Origin of the sequence: Undibacterium sp. Ji42W (genome assembly GCF_049340405.1) — a bacterium.
Lineage (GTDB): Bacteria > Pseudomonadota > Gammaproteobacteria > Burkholderiales > Burkholderiaceae_D > Undibacterium.
On record NZ_JBMPOV010000007.1, the window covers coordinates 168,934 to 190,397 of the forward strand.

25 protein-coding genes are annotated in these 21,464 nt (G+C 51.3%); 17 read left to right on the forward strand and 8 right to left on the reverse strand.

Features of this window, described 5'->3' with window-relative positions:
- Positions 1 to 82: 82 nt before the first annotated feature.
- Complete coding sequence (locus ACO0LG_RS16715) at positions 83 to 3,601, reverse strand: tetratricopeptide repeat protein (protein WP_423028328.1); 3,519 nt, start codon at positions 3,599 to 3,601, stop codon at positions 83 to 85.
- 704 nt (positions 3,602 to 4,305) lie between these two features.
- Here ACO0LG_RS16715 and ACO0LG_RS16720 point away from each other — a divergent pair.
- The 7 genes from ACO0LG_RS16720 (at position 4,306) to ACO0LG_RS16750 (ending at position 9,448) form a co-directional block, all read left to right on the forward strand.
- On the forward strand, positions 4,306 to 5,151 hold the full coding sequence (locus ACO0LG_RS16720; protein WP_423028330.1) for a YdaU family protein: 846 nt from the start codon (positions 4,306 to 4,308) through the stop codon (positions 5,149 to 5,151).
- Between the two features lie 86 nt (positions 5,152 to 5,237).
- The gene (locus ACO0LG_RS16725) at positions 5,238 to 5,900 is read left to right on the forward strand and encodes a hypothetical protein (protein WP_423028332.1); all 663 of its coding nucleotides are present in this window, start codon (positions 5,238 to 5,240) and stop codon (positions 5,898 to 5,900) included.
- 46 nt (positions 5,901 to 5,946) lie between these two features.
- A complete protein-coding gene (locus tag ACO0LG_RS16730) occupies positions 5,947 to 6,462 on the forward strand; it encodes a hypothetical protein (RefSeq protein WP_423028333.1) in 516 nt (171 codons plus the stop codon).
- Entirely contained in the window at positions 6,462 to 7,286 is an 825-nt protein-coding gene (locus ACO0LG_RS16735) for a hypothetical protein (protein WP_423028335.1), read from the forward strand. The genes ACO0LG_RS16730 and ACO0LG_RS16735 overlap by 1 nt, the downstream gene beginning before the upstream one ends.
- 39 nt (positions 7,287 to 7,325) lie before the next feature.
- Positions 7,326 to 7,562, forward strand: coding sequence for a hypothetical protein (locus ACO0LG_RS16740; RefSeq protein WP_423028337.1), 237 nt, complete (start codon positions 7,326 to 7,328; stop codon positions 7,560 to 7,562).
- Between the two features lie 127 nt (positions 7,563 to 7,689).
- Positions 7,690 to 8,028, forward strand: coding sequence for a hypothetical protein (locus tag ACO0LG_RS16745; RefSeq protein WP_423028339.1), 339 nt, complete (start codon positions 7,690 to 7,692; stop codon positions 8,026 to 8,028).
- Positions 8,029 to 8,308: 280 nt separating this feature from the next.
- Positions 8,309 to 9,448, forward strand: coding sequence for a hypothetical protein (locus ACO0LG_RS16750; RefSeq protein WP_423028341.1), 1,140 nt, complete (start codon positions 8,309 to 8,311; stop codon positions 9,446 to 9,448).
- Between the two features lie 116 nt (positions 9,449 to 9,564).
- Here the strand turns inward: ACO0LG_RS16750 and ACO0LG_RS16755 are convergent, their stop codons facing one another.
- Complete coding sequence (locus ACO0LG_RS16755) at positions 9,565 to 10,017, reverse strand: hypothetical protein (RefSeq protein ID WP_423028343.1); 453 nt, start codon at positions 10,015 to 10,017, stop codon at positions 9,565 to 9,567.
- 100 nt (positions 10,018 to 10,117) lie between these two features.
- Complete coding sequence (locus tag ACO0LG_RS16760; protein ID WP_423028345.1) at positions 10,118 to 10,495, reverse strand: hypothetical protein; 378 nt, start codon at positions 10,493 to 10,495, stop codon at positions 10,118 to 10,120.
- 709 nt (positions 10,496 to 11,204) lie between these two features.
- On the opposite strand from ACO0LG_RS16760, the gene ACO0LG_RS16765 reads away from it, so the two are divergent.
- Positions 11,205 to 11,882, forward strand: coding sequence for an SOS response-associated peptidase (locus tag ACO0LG_RS16765; protein ID WP_423028347.1), 678 nt, complete (start codon positions 11,205 to 11,207; stop codon positions 11,880 to 11,882).
- A complete protein-coding gene (locus ACO0LG_RS16770; protein WP_423028349.1) occupies positions 11,875 to 12,459 on the forward strand; it encodes a hypothetical protein in 585 nt (194 codons plus the stop codon). The genes ACO0LG_RS16765 and ACO0LG_RS16770 overlap by 8 nt, the downstream gene beginning before the upstream one ends.
- Before the next feature lie 126 nt (positions 12,460 to 12,585).
- Here the strand turns inward: ACO0LG_RS16770 and ACO0LG_RS16775 are convergent, their stop codons facing one another.
- Entirely contained in the window at positions 12,586 to 13,044 is a 459-nt protein-coding gene (locus tag ACO0LG_RS16775) for a GNAT family N-acetyltransferase (RefSeq protein WP_423028351.1), read from the reverse strand.
- A gap of 4 nt (positions 13,045 to 13,048) precedes the next feature.
- Positions 13,049 to 13,534, reverse strand: a complete 486-nt coding sequence (locus ACO0LG_RS16780) for an arsinothricin resistance N-acetyltransferase ArsN1 family B (protein ID WP_423028745.1) — start codon at positions 13,532 to 13,534, stop codon at positions 13,049 to 13,051.
- Between the two features lie 403 nt (positions 13,535 to 13,937).
- On the opposite strand from ACO0LG_RS16780, the gene ACO0LG_RS16785 reads away from it, so the two are divergent.
- From ACO0LG_RS16785 to ACO0LG_RS16795, 3 genes are read left to right on the forward strand one after another with little or no spacing between them, the layout of a single operon-like run.
- Positions 13,938 to 14,267, forward strand: coding sequence for an ArsR/SmtB family transcription factor (locus tag ACO0LG_RS16785; RefSeq protein WP_423028353.1), 330 nt, complete (start codon positions 13,938 to 13,940; stop codon positions 14,265 to 14,267).
- A 43-nt stretch (positions 14,268 to 14,310) separates the two neighbouring features.
- Positions 14,311 to 14,790, forward strand: coding sequence for an arsenate reductase ArsC (locus tag ACO0LG_RS16790; RefSeq protein ID WP_423028747.1), 480 nt, complete (start codon positions 14,311 to 14,313; stop codon positions 14,788 to 14,790).
- Positions 14,787 to 15,458 carry an aquaporin gene (locus ACO0LG_RS16795; RefSeq protein WP_423028355.1) on the forward strand — a complete coding sequence of 224 codons (672 nt, stop codon included), beginning with the start codon at positions 14,787 to 14,789 and terminating at the stop codon, positions 15,456 to 15,458. Before ACO0LG_RS16790 ends, ACO0LG_RS16795 begins: the two co-directional genes overlap by 4 nt.
- A gap of 36 nt (positions 15,459 to 15,494) precedes the next feature.
- Here the strand turns inward: ACO0LG_RS16795 and ACO0LG_RS16800 are convergent, their stop codons facing one another.
- A complete protein-coding gene (locus tag ACO0LG_RS16800) occupies positions 15,495 to 16,397 on the reverse strand; it encodes a LysR family transcriptional regulator (protein WP_423028357.1) in 903 nt (300 codons plus the stop codon).
- A 301-nt stretch (positions 16,398 to 16,698) separates the two neighbouring features.
- Here ACO0LG_RS16800 and ACO0LG_RS16805 point away from each other — a divergent pair, with 301 nt between their 5' ends.
- Positions 16,699 to 17,934 carry an MFS transporter gene (locus tag ACO0LG_RS16805; RefSeq protein WP_423028359.1) on the forward strand — a complete coding sequence of 412 codons (1,236 nt, stop codon included), beginning with the start codon at positions 16,699 to 16,701 and terminating at the stop codon, positions 17,932 to 17,934.
- Positions 17,935 to 18,023: 89 nt separating this feature from the next.
- Here the strand turns inward: ACO0LG_RS16805 and ACO0LG_RS16810 are convergent, their stop codons facing one another.
- Positions 18,024 to 18,725, reverse strand: coding sequence for an L-2-amino-thiazoline-4-carboxylic acid hydrolase (locus tag ACO0LG_RS16810; RefSeq protein ID WP_423028361.1), 702 nt, complete (start codon positions 18,723 to 18,725; stop codon positions 18,024 to 18,026).
- A gap of 261 nt (positions 18,726 to 18,986) precedes the next feature.
- Here ACO0LG_RS16810 and ACO0LG_RS16815 point away from each other — a divergent pair, with 261 nt between their 5' ends.
- A complete protein-coding gene (locus tag ACO0LG_RS16815) occupies positions 18,987 to 19,634 on the forward strand; it encodes an NAD(P)H-binding protein (protein WP_423028363.1) in 648 nt (215 codons plus the stop codon).
- An 87-nt stretch (positions 19,635 to 19,721) separates the two neighbouring features.
- Here the strand turns inward: ACO0LG_RS16815 and ACO0LG_RS16820 are convergent, their stop codons facing one another.
- Positions 19,722 to 19,919 carry a hypothetical protein gene (locus ACO0LG_RS16820; RefSeq protein ID WP_423028364.1) on the reverse strand — a complete coding sequence of 66 codons (198 nt, stop codon included), beginning with the start codon at positions 19,917 to 19,919 and terminating at the stop codon, positions 19,722 to 19,724.
- A gap of 108 nt (positions 19,920 to 20,027) precedes the next feature.
- On the opposite strand from ACO0LG_RS16820, the gene ACO0LG_RS16825 reads away from it, so the two are divergent.
- From ACO0LG_RS16825 to ACO0LG_RS16835, 3 genes are all read left to right on the forward strand, one after another.
- Positions 20,028 to 20,261 carry a hypothetical protein gene (locus tag ACO0LG_RS16825; RefSeq protein WP_423028366.1) on the forward strand — a complete coding sequence of 78 codons (234 nt, stop codon included), beginning with the start codon at positions 20,028 to 20,030 and terminating at the stop codon, positions 20,259 to 20,261.
- Positions 20,262 to 20,286: 25 nt separating this feature from the next.
- Complete coding sequence (locus ACO0LG_RS16830) at positions 20,287 to 20,859, forward strand: DUF6882 domain-containing protein (protein ID WP_423028368.1); 573 nt, start codon at positions 20,287 to 20,289, stop codon at positions 20,857 to 20,859.
- Between the two features lie 64 nt (positions 20,860 to 20,923).
- The gene (locus tag ACO0LG_RS16835; RefSeq protein WP_423028370.1) at positions 20,924 to 21,463 is read left to right on the forward strand and encodes a hypothetical protein; all 540 of its coding nucleotides are present in this window, start codon (positions 20,924 to 20,926) and stop codon (positions 21,461 to 21,463) included.
- Position 21,464 lies beyond the last annotated feature (1 nt).

Sequence of the window (21,464 nt, forward strand, 5' to 3'; positions counted from 1 at the left end):
TGCATGGTTGGTCAGGCCTTTGTCAGGCCAGCACACCCAGGCAGGCGTGCTATGAACCTGATTTTGGTACGAAGTAAAATCCCTATAAGCCCTTGGTATTTTTGATAAAGAGCTTGATTATATCGACGCGGGCCTGGGTTTTAGGTGGCAGCGACCCTGTGCGCTCAACAAGCTGTGTGATTTCTGCATAGACTTGCCTGACTTTGGGCAAATCCTTGTTGAGCATATGAATGCTGGAGAGCAGGGCAAGATCGTCGATCAGGTCTTGCTGCCCAGGTTCAGTGTCATTCTTTGCCAATTGCCTGCGGACAGCCAGCGCTGCATTGATATGGTCCTGTGCATCTTTGAGACGCTTTTCGGTAAACTCGACGGTCGCCAGGCTGTGGAGTATTTTGGCCAGTTCAGCTTGCAGGGCAGGACTTAACTGCTTTTGCTCTTGCAGCAGGGTGCTGGCTTCACTGAAAGCTTTGATTGCGCCTGAGGCTCTGTTATCTGCCTCGTTGAGCAAACCCAGGCCATACAGGGCCATCGCAAATTCATTGACAGTGTCGCTGCGTTGTGCGTAATCCAGTCGATAGATACTGATTGCTTCATTCAAAAAAATACGGCCCTGTATCAGGTCTTTGCCGATGATATTGAACGTGCCCAGTCTGGCAAGCACCCATGCTAGTTTGCGCTTTTCAGTAGCCGGGTTTTTGTCAATTTGCTGGCGGGAAAGTGCGAGTATTTCTGCATACATCTTGCGGGCATCATCGATGTGAAATTCTTTCAGATTGAGCTCACCCAGTTGTGACTGCGTAAAGATCAGTTCATCCGTCAATTCTGGTTTTTGCTGGACCAGTTTGCGATAATTGGCGATAGCGTCTTCCAACAGAGGTCGCGCCAGGACCGTCTTTCTCTGATTGTTGAAGGCCATGGCCAGCCTGACTTGTACCGACGCAAGATCATGCAGGTAAAGCGGTTCTCTGGCAGCAAGCGGGCGGTAAATAGCCAGGGCTTCAGTGTATATTGCTTCGGCCAGTGGTGGCTTGTTGTTCAGATTCAGGTAGCCAAACTGGCTCAAGACGCTGGCAAGCTTTTTCGCATACCGCTGCGCTGAGGCTGCATCCTTAGCCGAGAGCTTGCGGTAATTGGCTGCCGCTTCTTCCAGCGCCGGGTAAGCTTCTGTATTGCGTTTTTGCGTCAGGTCTATCTCTGCCATGTTGACCAGCAAGCTGGTCAGTGGTGGCAAATAAGTGTCACTATCTTTCTTGAGCAGTTTGCGGTAAAGGGCCAGGGCTTCGCCATAGGCGGTATAGGCTTTTTGGGTTTGCTTGTTGACGAGCGCAGCATCGCCGAGGTTTAAATAGCTGACTGCAAGATTGTGCGTCAGCTCAGGATATTTTTCTACCTGCGCGCCATACATACTGATGGCTTCTTCAAGCGCCTGCTGTGCCTCTTGATTTTTACGTTCATTGTAATAAATCAAACCGAGCGACAATTGCGTATCTGCCAGTCTCCTTTGATAATACGCTGGTGTTTTGACAGCAAGTTTGCGCCATTGAACGACGGCTTCTTCATAAATCACGCGCGCCTTATCGCTTTGCCCTGTCTGCTTGTAGATCTCTGCGAGCTCATTGAGTGTTGCTGCAAAGTTGGGCCTTGCCTGGTCGGCATAGCTGGCTGGTACCAGGCGATAGGTAGTGACGGCTTCTTCGTAGGTTGTTTGCGCTTGTGCCTGCTTTTTTTCTAAAAGGTTCAGGTCGCCCAGGTTTTTGAGCGTGTCGCCATAGGCATACAGGGTATGGGCGCTCTTCTGGCTTTCTGCACGGTAGATGGCGATGGCCTCATCAAGCGCCAGCCGCGCTTCGGTAAATTTTTTGTCATTCTTGTAGCTGATACCAAGATTGGAAATACTCAGGGCAAGTTCAGGCTTGAACCTGGGTTCTTTTCCTATCGCAATACGGTAAAAATTGACGGATTCCTGATATGCCTGTCTTGCCTCTGCATATTTGTCTTCGTTGACATGCAGTACTCCCAGATAAAAATAGGCGCTCGCCAGCCTGGGTGTATAGGTACTAGCATCTTTCTGGATTAACTGCCGGTAGTTGGCGACGACCTCACCGTAGGCAGCAATTGCCTTGTCAGACAGCCGCATTTGCCGGTACAAGTCACCCAGACTGATGAGCGCAGTTGTCAAGGCAGGCAAGGCAGGCAAGGCCTGTGCTGGCTCTGTCGCCAGCTCTTGCTTATAAACGCTGACGGCTTCTTCATAAGCCGCCTGTGCCAGCGCCAGCTTGCTCTCTTTCTTGTTGAGTTCAGCGTAGCTCTCCAGTGTCACGGCATAGCCATGCAGGGACGCCGGATTGTTTTTTATATCCTCCTTATAAAGGGCAATGGATTCATCAAAAGCCTGGCGCGCTTCAGGGTTTTTATTATCAAGTTTATCGATGAGTGCAATATTACTCAGGGCTAAGGCAAGCCCGGCATTGAACCTGGTTTCTTTTAATGCCGCAAGGCGGTAAAAACTGACGGATTCTTCATAAGTTTTTTTTGCTTCTGCATATTTTCTATCATTATGCAGGACAAAGCCCAGATTAAGCAGCGCATTGGCCAGCTTGGGTGTGTAGGTCAGCGCATCTATCTGGCTTAGCTGGCGATAATTGGCGATAGCCTCAGTAAATGTACTGATTGCTTGCGCTTGAAAATTATTCTGCTTGTAAATGTGCGCCAGTTCTATGAGGGCCGCTGCAAACGATGGACGGGCCTCGTCAGCGTAACTGGCAGGGATTTGCCTATAGATATTGGCTGCTTCTTCGTAGGATGCTTGCGCCTGGGCCCGTTTGTTTTCGATGGCATTCAAATCCCCCAGGCTTCTGACGGAGTTGGCATGGACATACTGGGTATGGGCGCTTTTTTGCTTTTCAGCCTGGTAGATGGCAATGGCTTCATCAAAAGTTGCTCGTGCTGCAGCGTATTTGTTGTCGGCTTTATTCGTGATGCCAAGATTGGACAGACTGAGGGCCAATTCCGGTTTGAATTTTTCTTCTTTTACTACCGCAAGACGGTAAGACGCAATTGATTCTTCAAACATCTGTCTTGCTTCAGGAAAGTTTTTCTCCTGATACTGAACCACGCCTGCATGAAAAAATGCGCTGGCCAGTCTTGGCGTGTAGGTATAGGCATCTTTCTGTATCAGCTCGCGATAGTCGGCGATGACCTCGTTATAGGCAGCCAGCGCTTGCGGGCGCAAAGTCTGTTCTTTGTAATCATCTGCCAGGTTATGCAGGACAGAAGTCAATTGTGGCAAGTAAGCATCATGGTTTTTTTCTACCTGCAGGCGGCTGACGGCAACTGCTTTTTCAAAATGAACCCTGGTCTGTGGCCAGTTTTTTTCTGCCTGATACAGCAACGCCAGATTATTGAGCAGCATATACAGGTGTGCCTGGTAGGTTTCTGCTTTGCCGGCCTCTACCTTGTTACAGAGCTCCAGCGCCTCTTCATAGGCTGAATGCGCTTCCTGATAGCGGTTTTCCTTATGATAAATAGCGCCCTGCCGGGTAATGGCCGTGATCAGCTGGGGCAGGTATTTGTCAGGGTTCTCTGCTGCCTGTTTGCGCAAGTTATTGGCCTCTGTTTCAGTGGCTGATAACTGCTTTTTTAGCTGAGGGCTGGTTACAGTCGCCTGTTTCTCGGTAGAAGCCAGAGCGCTTGGACTATATATGGCAGGCAGCGTCAGGGCCAGGCAGAAAAGGGGGTGAAATTTAACCGGCATTATATTGTGGATGAGGATAAAGGAAGCAGCTTGTATTGTACTGGGGTGACGGCAAAAAAGCTTGGTTACTGGCATCGCGCCATGTTTCCCCCTGGGTTTTCTGTCGACCTTTTCTGCGTTGTAGACTGACTTAAGAAAAATTTGGAGGATGTGCACAGTTTGTGTAATATGCATCTTTGCGGGGAAAGTGTATCTTCAGTTTATCTTTCTGCAGGCTGGTGTCAATACCCGGTTTTCTGAACAGCATTTTTACACAGCGTTTTTACATAGCATCACTGCGTGCAATCACGGCACGCATTCAAACTACGCATTACACGACGTTTTAACCTATCTCGCAACGCGCCGGACCGTACATCAACTCGCGTTGCTTTTCAGTTTACACATAGACTATTTTCCGCACGGGTTGTCCTGACCTGTGCATCACTATTTTTATTAATGAGGTTTTCATTGAATATCCTGATTCAAGTGTACAGTCACGCCCGGTCATTTGCGGGGCAGGCCATTTATCCTGCATTTCGCAATCACAATACCAGTGCTAGAGGGGGGTGTGTATGAATTTTTATCCCTTCCACCTGGGCGATTATGCGTCCCACACCCGTCACCTGAGCTTGCTGGAAGACCTGTCTTACCGCCGCATGCTGGACCTGTACTACACAACTGAAGCCGCCTTGCCAGCCGACCCTGAAAAAGTCGCACGCTTGATAGGCATGCGCGAATATATGCGTGAAGTGACTGATGTCTTGTCTGATTTCTTTGTGATTTCGGATGCAGGTCATACCCATAGCCGTTGTGAAGAAGAGCTGGCCTTATACTGGGCCAAAGCCGATCGTGCCAAGTCTGCCAACAAGGCACGCTGGGGTGGTGCCAGAGCAAACTTGGCGTCAGAGACAGATGAAGAGTTTGAGCAAAACAGCAAGGGGAGACCCGCTCATGCAAAGCTTGCGCCTCTGAAATCAGAAACAAGATCAGAGGCGACATTGCAAACTGCACAGATCGCAACCAATAACCATGAACCAGTAACGAGGAACGATAAACCAGTACACAATCTACCAATAAAAAAAATGAAACCAAAATCAAAATCAAAAGCTGCGGCTACGCCGCAGCAGTGCGAAGAATATTTTGAATTTGCCTGGGAAGATTATCCAAAGACCTCTGCATGCAATAAAAACGCCGCTTACCAGGCCTGGAATACCCGTCTTGCAGAAGGAGCCTGCCCCATCCACATGTTTCAGGGAGCCAGTTGTTATCGCTCTTTTGTTCAAGATAAGCAGGTGGAGTTGGATGCCGTGATGCATGTCAGCCTGTTCTTTAGTCCTGAACAACATTATCTGAGAGACTGGGAGGCGCGTCCCTTATGGAAACATGACGAAACTTATTTTGATGAAGAAGAATACTGACAGGTAAGTGCATCAGTGTAAGCACAAGGTGCAGTCAGAAAAACAGACACAGAAATCGCCGTGCCACCACCATAATCAAGGATGACATGATAAGAAGCACCTATACAGGCAGGGATGGCTTGCCCTATTTTTTTCCAGTTCTGGATGACGGTCTGGAAAATGAGCAAGCTGATTTTTTAGAATTACCAGGTGGTGACAGCAGCTCACAAGCTGGCATGGCTGCACTAGAGACAGCCGGACGTTCTGATGAGGCGCAGGCAGCTTCTTTGCCGCAGCAGGGCGCGCTGACACTGGCAGGCGGCATGAGTGACACTGATGATTCCTTGCTGTTGCGTACTCGACAGCAGGCAGATTTGCCCTTCAATAGCTGGCAACGCGGTGAAATGCGAGATGACGATCAAGGGCCAGCATCATGGGGCGAGTACGGTGTGCAGCCTATGGGGCCTGCCATGTATACCAATGAAGAGGGCCTGGCCAAGGCAGCAGGATACACAGGCGTGCTGGCCGATGCACTGCAAAAGCATAAGCGACTGGACATGCCGCCACCAGGACTGAGTCGTGCTCAGGAAGCTATCTGGGTGCAACGCCAGATGATAAAAAATGACTTTGGCCTGGACGAGACCCAATTCCCTAACGCAGACTATGCAGACTTTGCCAAAACGGGTAGCCCATATTATTCAAGATTAGCACCAGAGAATTTAAGAAAACTGCAGTGGTATGTTTCTCAGCATATAGCATATAGCCAATAGCCCTGAGCCTCCGCCAGACACCCTGCGTGAATGGAGTGGCCCACAGTTGCGCAATTTGCAAAACCTGAAAGTTGCTGATAATGTGCTCACTGGCAGCGCCGCAGTAGCATGTCGGGGTACTGTGCCTGATTGTGATCTGGCGATCAGGCAGGCGAATTTGCTGAACGGAAAAGAAGGTAATTATGGTATGAACATCGATTTCCATCTCGCAAAAAAAGAGGAACCTGTTGCTTTTACGATGGACATCATGGATGACGCTGCTTTTCAAAAAATAGCGGGTAAAGATACTGGTGGTGATTATTTAAATGGTGTACTGAGGCTACCACGAAATCACGACTATATAACGACCAAACATGAAGTTTTGCATGCCATGGGGCGTGGTCATGAAAAATTCAAGAACCTTGATCTTTCAAACAGACCAGGCATCATGTCATATGCATCGGATTTTATCCGCTCACCGGGGCCAGGCGAGAAAGACTACAAGATACTGGTCGATAATTATCGCAATTATCCAGCCAGGCAAGAAGAACCCCGCAGTATCTGGGATTTTTGGAGGAAATAATGGCCGTACCCATCACCTTGCATGAAGCGCCCGTCCATTTTTGTGACGTTGCTCCAGTAGATCAAGTCTTGAGCGCCAGGCTGATGGCGCAATCGAGCTTCAAACTGGACAATGGCATGACGCTGGTACGCTGTTTTTCCAGACGGGAAGCATTTGTGGTGAACAAGCCAGTGATAGCAAACACTGCAAAAACTGACAATACTGCAAACGGCAAAGCTTGCCTGTTTGATGAGGTGAGCATCGCATGGGAAAACCATGCATGGCATTTCCGTGACAGCAAAACCAGGAAATTTGCCGCACGCAGCAACGGCAAAGGACAGTGTCCGTTAGTAGATTATCGCGAGCAATTTTATCCAGGCCAGCAATGGACAGAAGTCTCTCCAGAAATACCTCTCGACACTGCCATGCAGATCAAGAATATGGCAGAACTGAGCGGGCTTGCGATGTTGCGCAAGGCGGGTTTTACATGGGGAGCTTATCGCGACATTCTGGAAGACAAGTCCAGGCTGCATGCGCTGGTGGTGGAAGATGGCGAGATGAAAGAGTGCCTGCCTGAACTTGATACGGCTGCCATGGACAGGGCAGCCGTGGCGACGTCCGTGATAGACAAGGCTGTCACTGCCAGTGCCAGCACTGCCAGGCTCACTCATTGTTACCGGGCAGTTCTGAGCAGGCGTCAGGAATGGATGACGTTTGGCAAATACCAGGATGGGAGCATACGTTTTACCGGCAAAAAAACCGGTGCTTTCTGTGAGTATCCCATCATTGCTATTCCCCCTGCGCCCCCTATGTCGCCTGTCCCTCCTGTTCTGCCAGAATCTTAAGCGGCGCTTGATTGTTTTTTATCATTGCTGGAGTAGATGATGTTACCCATCATCGTTTATGAAGTCCCCAATTTTTCTTCTGACATCGCAGCGGTTGAGCAAGTGCTGAGCGCCAGCGTCATGGCGCAATCGAGCCGCAAGCTGGACAATGGCAAGACGCTGGTGCGCTGTCTTTCCAAGCCAGAGGCGTTTGTGGGGTATGCGATAGAGGCGGTGTATGTGCCTTTTGACCCGCCATTATTGCCGTTTTGCGTCCGCGTCCAGGCACTTCGTTAGGTGAATCTGCGGCCCATATCAGCATTCCTAAAAGCAAGCAAAAAGTCAGAATGATGCAGACCGCTCTCACCCTATGTCCTGCTTTAATTTTTAAAGTAATTTATGATCGAAAACCCAAAGGCTAACGATGAGTGTAACAGCAACGGTGCAGATGCCGCTGAATGATCAAGAGCGATTATTCAATGTTCCTGTTTGTACCGAGTCATGGTTTCGTGAAGTGATTTTTCCGATTGCAAAAGCCCACAATTTGTCACTGATAGATGACTGGGGTATCTTTGTCGGTATTAAGCATAACAACATAGATTTGTTCGTTGACGAATTGAATGCGCTTTGTGATTGCATTGAACAATTGGATAATCTATCGGCTCAAGCAAAGCAACATACTCTCCAAAGATTGAACATCTTGTCAGTTGAGACGGCGAGAATGTTAAAGACAAGAAGTGATATCGTTGTCCTCATTGGATAAGCGGGCGAGGTCAGCCTGCAATCCCGGTAGAACCTGCGCGATGACCACTCCCTACATGTCCGTTTTCCACTTGCATCTCCCCACTTCGATTGATATCGTCTCATCCATGCGCTGATGCCATGAATGGTTTTTCCGGCATCAGGCAGACCCGCTTGCGCATAGCTGCAAGCTTTTATCAACGGTGGATAAAACAGGGGTGTGCAGGCGCCCACCAGATTGTGCTGTCTCTGCAGATGCACAATGCCGCTCCGGCCAATGGGCCGGACTTACACCAGACTTCATGAAAAAATCAAATCTTAAAAAATATCTTGGCGGTTTTAGCGCGCTGCTGGCCATGAGTGGTTCCTGCTTCGCTGCAGGCTGGCAATTGACTGATCTTGGTGCTTTTGAATCGGGTACCAGTGGCGGTTATGCTTTGACGGCAGATGGCCGGGTTGGTGGTGCATCTGCGCGGGCAAATGGCTTACCTTATCCCTTCCTGAGCCAGAATGGTCAGCTTGTCCCCGTAGGTAATACCACAGGGGTAGTGCAGGTTGTCAACCAGAATGGCCAGGCAGCAGGCGTAGTGACCAGCACAGACGGTTTGCGTATCGAGTTTGGCTACTTTACTGCCAACCGCACCATACCGCTGGGCGGCTTTGGCGGCACGTATGTGGCTGTCAACGGCATCAATAACAATGGTCAGGTCGTGGGTTACGGCGTCTTTCCTAATTATGATGAACATGCCTTTGTCGCGACTGCTGCCGGTATGCTTGATCTGGGCACACTGGGTGGGCGTTTCAGCCGGGCAGTAGGCATCAATAACGCCGGTGCTATTGTGGCCAGCGCCAGCAATACAAAGGGGCAAACGCGTTGTGCCCTGTCTTATGGCGGCGGCCTGGTTGAGATAGGCTCGTTGTCAGTGAAGGGAAGTTGTTTGCCAGCAGCAATTAACTCTTCTGGCATGGTCGTCGGTAGCGCATATAATGGTCAGGAGTACCATGCATTTTTATATGATGGCCGCCAGTTTTACGACCTTGGCACTTTGGGTGGCAATAGCAGTTCGGCTGAAGGCATTAATGACCTGGGCCAGATCGCAGGTACGGGCAGAGTCGCCAATGGTGATTATCGCGCCTTTTTATATTCTGCAGGCAGCATGCTCAATTTGGGTATGCCCGCAGGTGCCGCAGGTAATAGTTATGCGCGCGCCATCAATAACAAGGGGCAGGTGATCGGTTATTACACGCTCAATCGTGATCCCAATAAAGTAAGCCGGGCCTTCTTGTACAGCAATGGCTTGATTGCCGACGTCAGTGGCCTCGCAAGCGGCCTCTCCGACATCGACTACACCACCCTGCGCATCAACGACGCAGGCCAGCTGGCAGGCACAGGCAAGATCAATGGCGTGCAACGGGCATTTTTGTTGACGCCGCTGCCTTGAGTGGGGTCGTGGAGGGCGACAGGGAATGAATAAATTTTCTGATAGTAGATAGTTGCCAGTTTGCGTGCATGCGATTGAATTTCGGCCGCATCTACGCAAATCGCTGACGTTGATGCTTACCGGGAAAAAAATTGAGGAGGCGTGCTGTAATTAATGCGATCAAATGGCATAGGGAATGTAGAAAAATAATCTCTATGACGCTCGGGCAAGACAAGTTTACCTTCCTCTACAATGAAGCCTAAATCTCCTCGATCTTCTTTGGCCAGATAGTACCCACCGATATCGTCGTATAAATTGGAACACTGTTCCAAGGCGTAGATCATGCGAACATCATTCCATGACTTTTCGCAATGAAAAGAGATTGCCGTATTCCATCGCCCATCATCATCAGGATTTTCTGATTTCCACCAAGCTTGCCTGATCTTGACTTCTATGGGGCCAAAGGCAGCAAGACATATAATGCCTTGTGCATCAGATTCATCATTCCAGACAACGTCACCAAAGTGAGTCCAAATGCGCTCTAAAGGTAGCTTAGCAGAAATATGCAATTCGAGAATTGTATTAAGCATTTTTGTCAAATTAATTTAGTAACGAAAAACTGATACTTTAAGACCACAACCCCATACCACAACACTATTTGGCATGAGGAAAATGGCTTTACGTCATCGTTCAGGTATTAAAAGAGCGGGCGACAAAATCCCTATTGATGAAATTATGGGGAAACCAGTCATAGTAATTTCGGTCGGCTTCGTTAAGGAAAAAACCTACATCGCCAAGCCAAAAAACAATGGGCGAGTCATCGCGAGATACAAGATAATATCCTCCAAATTTTAGATAAAGGTCTTTGCATAATTGCATGACGAGTATTTCACGAGAGCGTACCCAGAATTTTTGGCAATCAAATGCGATTTTTAGGTTAAATGGCTGGTTATTGCTCATATTGCTTGATTCCCAGTGTGGCTCACCAAATCTCAGCATGATTTGCCCGACAGCCGCATTTGCACATTCATCCGAAAAGTAACCTACCGGCGCAGACTTGACGTGCAAGATATCTTCAATGTCAGAGATTTTACGTCTGCTGCTATATGAAGGTTTACTTCTTGAGGTGAGGACATCTTTTCTTTCAGATAAAAAAACGAGATTCAGGCTTGCCTTTGTGAAGCAAAGAATAAGGGATGTTGCAAGGCACCAGCCGTGATTATAAAACTAGATGCGGACAAGGTAGAAATCAGTTCCCGAGAATGCACTCTATGCAACCTATGCGTGTTGCACGAATACGCGTGTCTATTCACGCTGCGTGGATCAAAAATTATTTGCCATCATCGACTTCATCTTCATCTTCATTTTGATCTTCATCCACATCCTCATCTGCATCAAAACCATCAAATTCAAACAATGCAGGGGCGGCCATTGGCTTCTTCAGTTGCTTTCTGTAGTTGTCAGCTGACCTCAGGCAAGATTGTCTTTACCCATCACAAATGGCATGTTGAGAATTTCCGTGAATGCCACTGCGGAGGAAGCCAAGTTGATTGCCGTTATTTTGAAACATGGTGCCTTGGAAAATGCAGCAACTTCAGTGACCACAAAAAAGGGTCGCTGAGTGATTGGTGCATTCTGCTTTGGCATTAATCTGCAATCATCGGCCGCGGTTTTCACAAACTTGCAAGCTGTGAGAAAATGCGCACAAACCTTCAGGCAGCGACATCAACCACCAATCTCTATGTGCATCAATTTCACCTCAACGCCCCAAGAACGCATGGCATACTTCAAAGCCAATATCAAGGGCATAGGCCCATGGAGCGCAGAGGTCTGGCAAGACTACCACGCCCCCATCGTCGTGCATGATGCCGGGGGCAATCGCCAGGCCTTGCTGGGCGCGTACAGCATGATACCCAAGTCCAGAATGCAGCCCGGTGTCAAGCGATTCTCCACCATGAATGCCAGGGCAGAGACGCTGGGATCGTTGCGCAGTTATGCGCCATCCTGGCACAGCGGTAAGCTCTGCCTGGTGCCCATGCAACACTTTTTTGAGCCCAATTATGAGAGCGGCGAAGCAGAACGCTGGCGCATAGGCCTCATTGAAGAACCTGACTTTGCCGTAGCGGGCCTGTACAAGGAATGGCCACAGGAAGATGGCAGCGTCAGCTATTCCTTCACCCAGATCACCATCAATGCCGACGAGCACCCGCTGATGAAGCGCTTCCACAAACCCGGCGAAGAAAAACGCTCGCTCGTCATCGTGCCGCCAGAAGATTTTGATGACTGGCTATCCTGCCGCGACCCCGAATTCGCCCGCGCCTTCTTGCGGCCTTACCCCGCTGATCGCATGTTTGCCGACTTTGCGCCCAAGCCTGTAGTCGAGAAGGTAGCGAAGATCATCAAGCCCAAGAAGCCGCAGATTATTGTGCCGACTAATCTGGATTTGTTTGATTGATGCCAAAACCATGATGATTTGCGAAATGTGCGGGAAGTATTCGCCATCTGATTCCATCGTCTGTATAGCGTGCGCTTGTCCACTTTCTGCGAGTGAAGATTTATTGACGCATTGCGAAGATATCTCAGTAAATATCGTCAAGCTTGAGCCGCATTTGCAGGTGGGTTTAAATGATTTTTTGTGCGCGGCCAATTTCGGTGGTGTCAGAATTGGCATGAGCAAGACGGAAGTTTTGGCGCTGGCAGGGCCACCCGCAGTGTTCGGCGACGGGACTTGTCTTGAAGATGCTGCGTGCTGGATCAATGGAATTTGCACATTCTGGTTTTCTGAAGCAACACTGGAGCGGATAGGTATATATTTCACGCTCGACTATGCTTCCAATAATGCAATCCAGTACGATAGTGTTTTTCTGCGCCATCGTTGTCAATATAGGGAACTGACGCAATATATGGAAAGAGAAAAAATTCTATTTAACCACGATATCAAAAAACGCACGATCATCAGTCATGGTGGAGTGTATATTTATTATCGCAATGATGGTGAAATCAGTAGCATGGTATTTCCCGCTGTCAGATAGTGGATAGACTTAGGTCGTGACACTCCAAACTATTGAGTGCGTCAAACAAATTCCATCCGGGTGTCACAAATGCATCCACCCGTAACTCAAACTTACGTCCATGATCTTGAAGTGTGGGCGACTGTTTCAAAGTCCGGATTTTTTTGACTTATATATCATCTCCGTCAGATAAGAAACAAAGCCCAGGTCCTGGTACAGTGGCTGGCCTTCTTCTGATGCACTGAGATTGAAGGTGTTCAGGCCTTGCTCCTTGCCCAATTGAAGCACGCCTGCGACTAGTGCCCTGGCAATGCCCAGCCTGCGCCAGTCTGGTGCGGTATAGACATTGACTATCCTGCCGCGACGCGCTTGTGTATCGCCGCGTATTGGTCCCCAATCCAGTATGGACAGGCCTGCACCAGCGACCACTGTGTCTCCGGCCTGGGCCAGCAAGCCCAGGTAATTGCCGGCAGCCAGTGCGCCTGCCAGCCAGTTTGCATAAGCATCCAGGTCTTCTTGCCGTTCGTCTTCTCGGTGGAAGCGGTGGCGGGTGATGATGGTGATATCTGATGGTGTCGCCGGGCGTATGGTCCAGTTCGTCTTCATGTGTTCACCCCAGCCGCAGCTCCCAATATCCGACATCCACCCATTGTTCAAACTTGCGCCCCACGTCCTTGAAGTGGGCGACCTTCTCGAAACCCAGGCTTTCATGCAGGGCGACGCTGGCGGCGTTGGGTTGGGCGATGCCGCCTATGACGACGTGGATGCCGCGCTGGCGCAACTCGGCTATCAGGGTTTGATACAGGCGCTTGCCTATGCCCTTGCCTGCATGGCTGGCGGCGACATAGACCGTGCTTTCTACTGAAAACCGGTAGGCGCTGCGGGCCCGCCATGGGGTTGCATAGGCATAGCCGATGACTACGCCATCCTGTTCTGCTACATACCATGGCAGGCTGGCGCTGACGTCCTTGATGCGCTGGGCCATCTCCTGTTCTGTGACCGGGTTTTCTTCAAAGCTGATGGTGGTCGTGGCGATGTAGTGGTTGTAAATGTTGATGATGGCGGCGGCGTCTGCGGTGGTGGCTGTTCGTATCATGGTGCTGGCGGTGTATGGGGTTGGCATCAATGCCCTGTGGGATGGACTTTAACTGTGAAAAGCGGAGGCTGCAAGCTAAGCATGATCTTGGGTTTCTGTGCTTGTGTGTTCGCGGTTGAAGTCGCTTGATGATTTTGAGCTAAGCTTGGTTTTCTCTGTAGGAGCGGCTTTAGCCGCGAATAGCGGGAGCTACAATTTCTTCATCACCCGTGGGTCTGCTTGGCGCATTGTTCGCGGCTAAAGCCCCTCCTGCGAGTGGTGGCACCGCATGCCTGTAGTAGTAAGATTGGCAAGGGAGCAGCGGAGGCGGTATTTGCTCTTGCAAATTCTGCTTTACTTCAATTCTATATTTCAATTATTATTGAAATATAGAATTGATGATAAAACTTTTAGCACACACACCATGGAAACCAAACAAGCCCTGCTGGCCTTGGCGGCTCTTGCACAAGAGTCGCGTCTTGCGGTATTTCGCTTGCTGGTACAGACCGGCCCTCTGGGCATGGCCGCCAGCAAGATTGCTGAGGAGCTGGGCATTGCGGCGTCTTCGCTATCCTTTCATTTGAAGGAGTTGTCGCATGCAGATCTAGTGCAGTCGCGCCAGGCAGGGCGTTTTGTCATCTACTCGGCTAATATCACAACGATGAACCAGATGCTGGGCTTTTTGACTGAGAACTGCTGTGGCGGGAATCCGTGCACGCCGGTGTTGGTGCCGCAATGTGCTACCAGTGATTAAACAGCAGCAGTCTTGAATGCAAACCACCCTGGCAGGCCAACCCATGAACGTTTTATTTCTATGCACCGGCAATTCCTGCCGTTCCATCCTGGCTGAAGCCACCTTTAATCACCTGGCCCCAGCGGGTTGGTGCGCCATGAGTGCAGGTAGCAAACCAACGGGTGAAGCGCACCCGCGTTCGCTGGCATTGCTTGCGCGGGAAGGCATTTCGATCGCGGGCTACGCCAGCAAATCATGGGACCATCTGCCAGCCACACCGGACATCGTCATCACCGTCTGCGCCAGTGCCGCGGGTGAAACCTGTCCGGCCTATCTGGGGCCAGTCCTGCGTACCCACTGGGGTGTGGCAGACCCTGCCCATGCAACCGGGACAGATGAAGAAATCGACGCTGCCTTCATGACTGCCTACCGCATCCTACGCACCCGTATTGAGACCATGCTGGCACTGCCACTTGATACGCTGGCGCAGGACAGGCAAAGGTTCAAGACCGCGCTGGACCAGATAGGTGAGATCACTCCATGAGCATGGCAAGACGTTTGGTGGCAGAAGGCCTGGGCACCGCATTGCTGCTGGCCGTAGTAGTGGGGTCGGGCATCATGGCAGAACGGCTGGCGGACGGCAATAGTGCGGTTGCGCTGTTGGCCAATGCCATTGCCACAGGCGCGGGTCTGATCGCATTGATATTGATGTTTGGCCCGGTCTCGGGCGCACACTTCAACCCTGTCGTGACATTGTCTGAGGCTTATCAGAAAAACCTGCCAGCCAGAGATGTGCTGCCGTATATCCTGCTGCAAGTGCTGGGTGCATTTGCCGGGGTAGCAGCGGCGCATGCCATGTTTGACCTGCCGCTGTTCTTTGCCTCGGCACATGCACGCACTGGCATGGCACAGTGGTGGAGTGAGTTTGTCGCCAGCTTTGGCCTGATCGCAGTCATCATCAGCACCAGCCGCAGCCGCCCGGCGGTAACACCATTTGCGGTGGCAGCCTATATCACGGCGGCATACTGGTTCACCTCTTCAACCTCATTTGCCAATCCCGCAGTGACGCTGGCGCGGGCGGCGAGTAATAGCTTTGCAGGCATAAGGCCTGTCGATGCACCGGGTTTTATCATTGCGCAATTGCTGGGTGCGGCTGTGGCGACGCTGGTGTTTTGCTGGTTGTATCCCGCTCGCGCGGTTGCGCAGCAATAGGCTGGCGTCTCGATTTTCACCGAGACCGTTCGCTACTCACACCAGCCCGCCAGCCAGCTTCACAAAAGCTTCCACCAGCGGCGACACCTCGCCTTTGCGCTGCGCCAGTAGTAGCGAGGTAGTTGCCCCCGCATCAGCAATAGGCCGGTAGCAGATGCCATCAAAATGGATAGTGTAAAACGAACCTGGCAAGATGGAGATGCCGCAGCCTGCCGCCACCAGGCCGATGATGGTCGAGGCGTCATTCGCTTCTTGTGCGATTTTGGGGGCAAAGCCTGCGGCATGGCAGAGCCGCAAGATGTGCGGGTAAATGCCGGTGCCTGCACTGGGTGGATACATGATGAAGGGTTCTTGTGCCAGGTCTTTCATCGGCACTTTTTTCTTTTTTGCCAGCACATGCGTGCTCGGCAGCACTGCCACCAGCGGGTCTTCACGCAGCTTGCGAAAGCGTAATGGTGACGATACCCCGCGTGCCAGTTCACCGCCTTCTGGCGGGCGTATGAAGCCCACGTCAAGGTGATGCTGGCTCAGTGCTTCGAGCTGCTTGTTGGTCGCCATCTCGCGCAAAGTCAGGGTCACATCCGGGTATTGCTCGCGGTAGCTGTTGATGAGGGTGGCAAACAGCGGTGTGAATGGTGTCGAAAAAGTAAAGCCTATTCGCAACTCACCTGTCTCGCCACGCTGCGCACGGCGGGCGTTTTCGCTGGCCTGCTCGGACAGCGCCAGGATATGCCGTGCATCCTGCAAGAACAGCTTGCCCGCTTCCGTCAGACGTACCCAGCGTTTGCTACGCTCAAACAACTGCGCACCGACATCGGCTTCGAGCATTTGTATCGCATGACTTAAAGGTGGCTGGCCTATGTGCAGACGCTCCGCCGCACGGGTGAAGTGCAATTCTTCGGCGACGGCGATGAAGTATTTGAGGTGGCGGAGTTCCATGGTTTTATGGTTAAGGAAATTTCTTGTGAAAGGGATTTTCGTAGGGCTTGCAAATCCGTATACGTTTTAGTTGCGTAGGTTGGGCTACGCTTTACCAGCCCAACACTGGGCCTCAACAAACGTACACGCTATTCAGGTGCCGAGTGTTGGGCTGATACCCCGTAGCCCAACCTACGAGGAGCGATCTCTATTCGTTATCCAATCATCTAAAAAATGTATTACTAATGCTTTAAATATATATTGGACGCTATAAAAGCGCAACTATAAGATGGCTACTCCCTGATCGTCCAGCCACACCATCATGACCGTCGACAGCACCACCCCGTCGCAGCAAATAAGCCCGCCAGCCCGCATCGTCGCAGGCACGCCAGCATTCCGGCATATCACCCGCGCCATGATCTTTGGTGGCTTTTCTACCTTTTCACTGTTGTACAGCATGCAACCACTGATGCCTTCGTTGGCCGTTCAATTTGCACTTACACCGGCGCAAAGCAGCTGGGTCTTGTCTATATCGACTTTATCGCTGGCGTTTTCATTACTGATTTCCAGCGCCATCAGTGAACGCATAGGCCGCAAGCCCATGATGGTGGCAGCGCTGGCACTGGCGGCGATTGCCACGGTGTTGTGCGCGCTGACGCAGGACTTTAGCCAATTGTTGCTCTTGCGCGGCCTGCTGGGCTTTGCCCTTGGTGGCATGCCCGCAGTGGCAGTGGCGTATATGGGCGAAGAGATCGAGGCCGCAGCCATGGGCACGGCAGTGGGGCTGTATATCGCAGGCAGTGCCATGGGGGGCATGATAGGGCGCTTGCTGTCGGCCCTGTTGAGTGATCATTTTGGCTGGCGCACGGCGATGGCCGCGATTGGCATTGCTGGCATCTATGCTGCCTGGGAATTCTGGCGTAGTCTGCCGCACGCGCGCAACTTCAAACCGGCAGCGCGGGTCTGGGGCAGCCTGCACCAGGGCTTGCGCCTGCATTTGTCTGATGGTGGCCTGTGCATGCTGTTTTGCCTGGCCTTCATGCTGACAGGCTGTTTTGTCAGTGTGTATAACTACATAGGTTACCGCCTGCAGGGCACACCGTTTGGTTTTAGTCAGAGCACCGCAGGCACGATTGCCTTGCTGTATGTGCTGGGCATGGGCAGCTCGGTCTGGGTAGGGCGGCTGGTAGACCGCATAGGCCGCCGTGGTGTGCTGTGGATAGTCCTGCTAGTGATGATGGCGGGTTTGCTGCTGAGCCTGTCGAACTCGCTGTACATCATGATCCCTGGCGTGGCCCTGTTCACCTTTGGTTTCTTTGCCTCACATTCAGTCGCCAGCAGTTGGGTCGCGCGCCGTGCGCAGGCTTACAAGGCGGTCGCCTCTGCAATCTACCTGTGTTTTTATTACCTCGGTTCCAGTCTCATTGGTTCTTTCACGGGCGTGGTGTGGGCCAGCCACGGCTGGGCGGGCGTAGTCATGCTGCTGGGTGGCATACTCAGCGTGGGTTTGGCGATTACTCTGCGGCTGAGGACTCTGGTACCTGTGGTGGCTGTCTGAGGTAGGGTGCGTCTTGACGCACCACATCTCTCTCTAACATTGCCGGGTTGGTGCGTCAAGACGCACCCTGCCAGTGAGCTGTAATTGTCTCAGCCAACTGTCAGCTTTGAAAACCTGAAATCACAGTGGCTCGCACCGCCAGCCAGGGTTTGCGTTCTTTCGAGGCGTATCCCCCGCGCTGCATAGGCAACAAAATCCAGCCCGCAAATATTCGGCAAGATTTCTTTATCGCCATGGCAGGCCGCGAATTTGCAAAAGCCGCAGGCCTTGTAGTTGATGCCAAATTCAAACTTGTCACCCGGGCCTGGCTCGACAAACTCATACACAAAATCTTGCGGAAACTCTTGCTGATGGCTTGCTGTCGCACTTTGTGCAGCCTGCTCACGCAGTAAAGCCTGATTCTCTGCCGACATGAACTGATTGCCTGACGTGAGGCGTTCTGCTTCTGGCAAGCTCAGCAATTCTGCCTTGTAGGTTTCGCGCTCGATGTCGCCAATGACAGACAGCGCCACGCCATGTCGCCGCAGCACCCGGCTGATGGCAATAAAACCCAGCAGGCGCATGAAAAAATCGCTCATGCGGCTTGCTGCTCCACCGACATAGGGCATCTGGGTGAGCACGATGTCGAACTCGCCCATCACCTCTTGTCTGATCGCATCAATGTCCGGCAATTGCGCTTGCTCGCGCAACATCGTTTCTGCAAGCGCAAGGCGTTGGCGCATCGCTGCCTCCATTGCGCCACGATGCGACTCGTAATATGGGTGGATGATGGGATGAGTGATCTCAGCCATTGGATACCTTTCTCAGGCAACTGAAGTCTTACAAAAATGCCCGTCTGCTGATGCTGATACGGTGCCAATAGCGTGCCAATATTGTGCCGGTAGCGTGTATACACTACTAAGGCAGTACACCAGCAAATCCGGTAGTATTGCGTTTGATAATCCATGCGCGAGCCTGGTCTGGCTTTAATTAGCATAGCAGCATTCAAGCAGCTTTGACAAAAGCTGGGCATGAAATTAATTCACTGAGCATTTCACTAAGGAGTATCAGGCATGGTAAAGCGCACTGTCATTATCGCAGGGGCCAGCGGCATGGTAGGGAGGGAAATTCTTGCTGGCCTGCTGGCGGACGATCGCGTGGCAGAAGTGCATAGCCTTGGCCGCAAACCGCCCACGGTGCAGCATCCCAAGCTGCGTGCATATATCGTCGATTTCGCCAGCCTGCGTTTGCCGGTGTTACCACAGGCCGACGAAGTGTATCTGGCGCTGGGTACGACCATCAAGGTCGCCGGTAGCCAGGAGGCTTTTCGTGCCATAGACTACGATGCTAACCTGGCGGTTGCCAGGGCGGCGCAGGCAGCGGGCGTCAAGAAACTGGGCCTGGTCAGCGCGATGGGGGCAGATGCGAATTCCAGCGTCTTTTATAATCGCGTCAAAGGTGAACTCGAAGACGCGCTGGAAAAAATGGCGTTTGATGGCCTCGTCATCGCTCGCCCATCCCTGCTGGTTGGCGACAGGAAAGTGCTAGGCCAGTCTGAGCGGCGTGGCGAAAAAATCGGCCTGGCCGTTAGCAAGCTAATCGGCTTTTTGATACCCGCCAACTACCAGCCTATCGAAGCTACAGCGGTTGCCAGGGCTTTGCTGAAGACTGCCCCGCAGGCGCAAGGGAAAACTATCTTGCTTTCTGGCGCTATGCATTGAGTTAGATGGGACTGTATCAAACACAGCCTGTCTATCTGCACCCAGGTCTGAGCGGTCTTGCCATCCTTGACCCTGTCAGTCAAGGATTTATGGTAAACGCAAGTCACGCCCGATGATCTTGATTTGCTCACGCAACTGCTTCATCTGGACTGTCTGTCCCTGGCTAATCTTGATGACATTGCCGGTTTTGATGCGGTATAGCTTATCCCTAAACTGAACGCACTGACTTTGCTGAACAATGTCTGGCTTGATGGCATTAGCTTCAATGGAGCGCAGGCTGCACATTTGCGCAAGCGCCTAGCGCGGGTGAACATCACGGCGTAATGTTGAATGCCAGTTGTCTTTGATAGTTTCCGTGATACATTGAAGTATTAAAATAACATCAGGATAGTCATGCATAATCTTGGCGTTTGCACGCTGTTATCTGGAATGGCCATCGCTTTTCTTGCCCAGCTTTACCCTAGCTTGATGCTGTTTAAGTTTGATGCAGGCAAGGCTTTTGTAGCCTTGTTCATTCCGGGTTATGTTTTTTTACTGGCGAAGCGGCATGGCCTGTTTGGCGATTTTCTCAAATTTTATATTCTGGGCCTGGTCTTATTGGTGATTGGCGGTGTCATACTCAGTTAATGTATTTTGATCGGGAGGGAGAACGATGGGGTGTGGCCGTAAATCATCTGCAAGCGCATACAGCACGCCCGGCCCCACTTTGATATTCCTGCTCGGTCTTGTGTTAATGCTGTTGACTGGCAACGGCCAAGCACGCCAGCAAGGCTGGGAGCAAATTCTGAGTGCCAGCGCCGAGTATTCAACAGCCACCCAAAAAGCGCTTGATGACGATTATCAGATGTCCAGCTATGGACACTGGGACCTTGATCAGTTAACAGGTGAGCTGACATTTTCAGACGGGGGTGTGCAGAAGCGCAGTGCCAGAATCCAGTTTGTCGGTTCTTATTCTGATCGCAGCAAGACCTGGCTATGGAGCTGGGGTAATTCCACCATCACCCCAGCCCTGTACAAACGCATGGACGTACTCAGGAGCCTGGGTGCAAAATACCAGTTCAACAAGCTGACGCAACGCAGCTGGGCTGCGCAATTGTCTGATGGATGGGAAATGGCGAGCGTGGCCAATTACTTGCTCAAGACCAAGGGTATTTACCGCGTGCCGTTTGAGACGGGCTTTGTGTTTTTGCTTATTACTGATATCAGGAAAGTGCAGCCTGAATAAACGCTGTCTGCATGATACAGTCTGGTTTCTATATTAAATTTGTATGATTGCGAGTATTTGATTCATGCGTGCGCTTAATTTTTTGATGGCAGTGGCGTTTGTGCTGGCGGGTTTGCCAGGATTGTTTTTCAGCTTGTATCTTACCCTGGTGCCGAGTGAACAACACAAAGCCTTGAATGGAAGTTATGAAACTGAAATTGCTGATGCCAAAGAGTACGTACAGCGCTTTCGAGAGCAACATGCGCACATGCCGACTGCTCAAGACTTTGATGACTGGGCACATGTCAGGCCAGACCTGCAAGGCATAGGCTTTTCTTATAAGACAGCGCCGTTTTCCGATGAATTGATCAGCGAATTTGGCAAGCCACCTGTAGATGCTTATGTTTTTGAGTTTTTTCGTGGCGGTTCCCCTGTCTATTATCCATCCTGGTCAAGCAAGGGTAATTCTGTGTATATCGCTGACGAGACATGGTGGTCATATGGCAGTCGCTGGGCAGATCTGGCCCACGCGTCAGTCTGGTGGCTGCTGCCATTTTTTCTGGCGGGACTTTGCATGATGGGATACCAGGATGAAACTGAAGCTGTCTTGAAAAAATCAACCTGAC

Bases quoted from the DNA above. Each gene is read 5' to 3' on its own strand.
- ACO0LG_RS16800 (WP_423028357.1), bottom strand. From the start codon at position 16,397: ATGGAACTCCGCCACCTCAAATACTTCATCGCCGTCGCCGAAGAATTG.
- ACO0LG_RS16820 (WP_423028364.1), bottom strand. From the start codon at position 19,919: ATGTGCAGCCTGCGCTCCATTGAAGCTAATGCCATCAAGCCAGACATT.
- ACO0LG_RS16740 (WP_423028337.1), top strand. From the start codon at position 7,326: ATGTTACCCATCATCGTTTATGAAGTCCCCAATTTTTCTTCTGACATC.
- ACO0LG_RS16725 (WP_423028332.1), top strand. From the start codon at position 5,238: ATGATAAGAAGCACCTATACAGGCAGGGATGGCTTGCCCTATTTTTTT.
- ACO0LG_RS16810 (WP_423028361.1), bottom strand. From the start codon at position 18,725: ATGGCTGAGATCACTCATCCCATCATCCACCCATATTACGAGTCGCAT.
- ACO0LG_RS16825 (WP_423028366.1), top strand. From the start codon at position 20,028: ATGCATAATCTTGGCGTTTGCACGCTGTTATCTGGAATGGCCATCGCT.
- ACO0LG_RS16805 (WP_423028359.1), top strand. From the start codon at position 16,699: ATGACCGTCGACAGCACCACCCCGTCGCAGCAAATAAGCCCGCCAGCC.
- ACO0LG_RS16755 (WP_423028343.1), bottom strand. From the start codon at position 10,017: ATGCTTAATACAATTCTCGAATTGCATATTTCTGCTAAGCTACCTTTA.
- ACO0LG_RS16830 (WP_423028368.1), top strand. From the start codon at position 20,287: ATGGGGTGTGGCCGTAAATCATCTGCAAGCGCATACAGCACGCCCGGC.
- ACO0LG_RS16815 (WP_423028363.1), top strand. From the start codon at position 18,987: ATGGTAAAGCGCACTGTCATTATCGCAGGGGCCAGCGGCATGGTAGGG.
- ACO0LG_RS16750 (WP_423028341.1), top strand. From the start codon at position 8,309: ATGAAAAAATCAAATCTTAAAAAATATCTTGGCGGTTTTAGCGCGCTG.
- ACO0LG_RS16785 (WP_423028353.1), top strand. From the start codon at position 13,938: ATGGAAACCAAACAAGCCCTGCTGGCCTTGGCGGCTCTTGCACAAGAG.
- ACO0LG_RS16790 (WP_423028747.1), top strand. From the start codon at position 14,311: ATGAACGTTTTATTTCTATGCACCGGCAATTCCTGCCGTTCCATCCTG.
- ACO0LG_RS16720 (WP_423028330.1), top strand. From the start codon at position 4,306: ATGAATTTTTATCCCTTCCACCTGGGCGATTATGCGTCCCACACCCGT.
- ACO0LG_RS16735 (WP_423028335.1), top strand. From the start codon at position 6,462: ATGGCCGTACCCATCACCTTGCATGAAGCGCCCGTCCATTTTTGTGAC.
- ACO0LG_RS16795 (WP_423028355.1), top strand. From the start codon at position 14,787: ATGAGCATGGCAAGACGTTTGGTGGCAGAAGGCCTGGGCACCGCATTG.
- ACO0LG_RS16835 (WP_423028370.1), top strand. From the start codon at position 20,924: ATGCGTGCGCTTAATTTTTTGATGGCAGTGGCGTTTGTGCTGGCGGGT.
- ACO0LG_RS16775 (WP_423028351.1), bottom strand. From the start codon at position 13,044: ATGAAGACGAACTGGACCATACGCCCGGCGACACCATCAGATATCACC.
- ACO0LG_RS16765 (WP_423028347.1), top strand. From the start codon at position 11,205: ATGGCATACTTCAAAGCCAATATCAAGGGCATAGGCCCATGGAGCGCA.
- ACO0LG_RS16745 (WP_423028339.1), top strand. From the start codon at position 7,690: ATGAGTGTAACAGCAACGGTGCAGATGCCGCTGAATGATCAAGAGCGA.
- ACO0LG_RS16780 (WP_423028745.1), bottom strand. From the start codon at position 13,534: ATGATACGAACAGCCACCACCGCAGACGCCGCCGCCATCATCAACATT.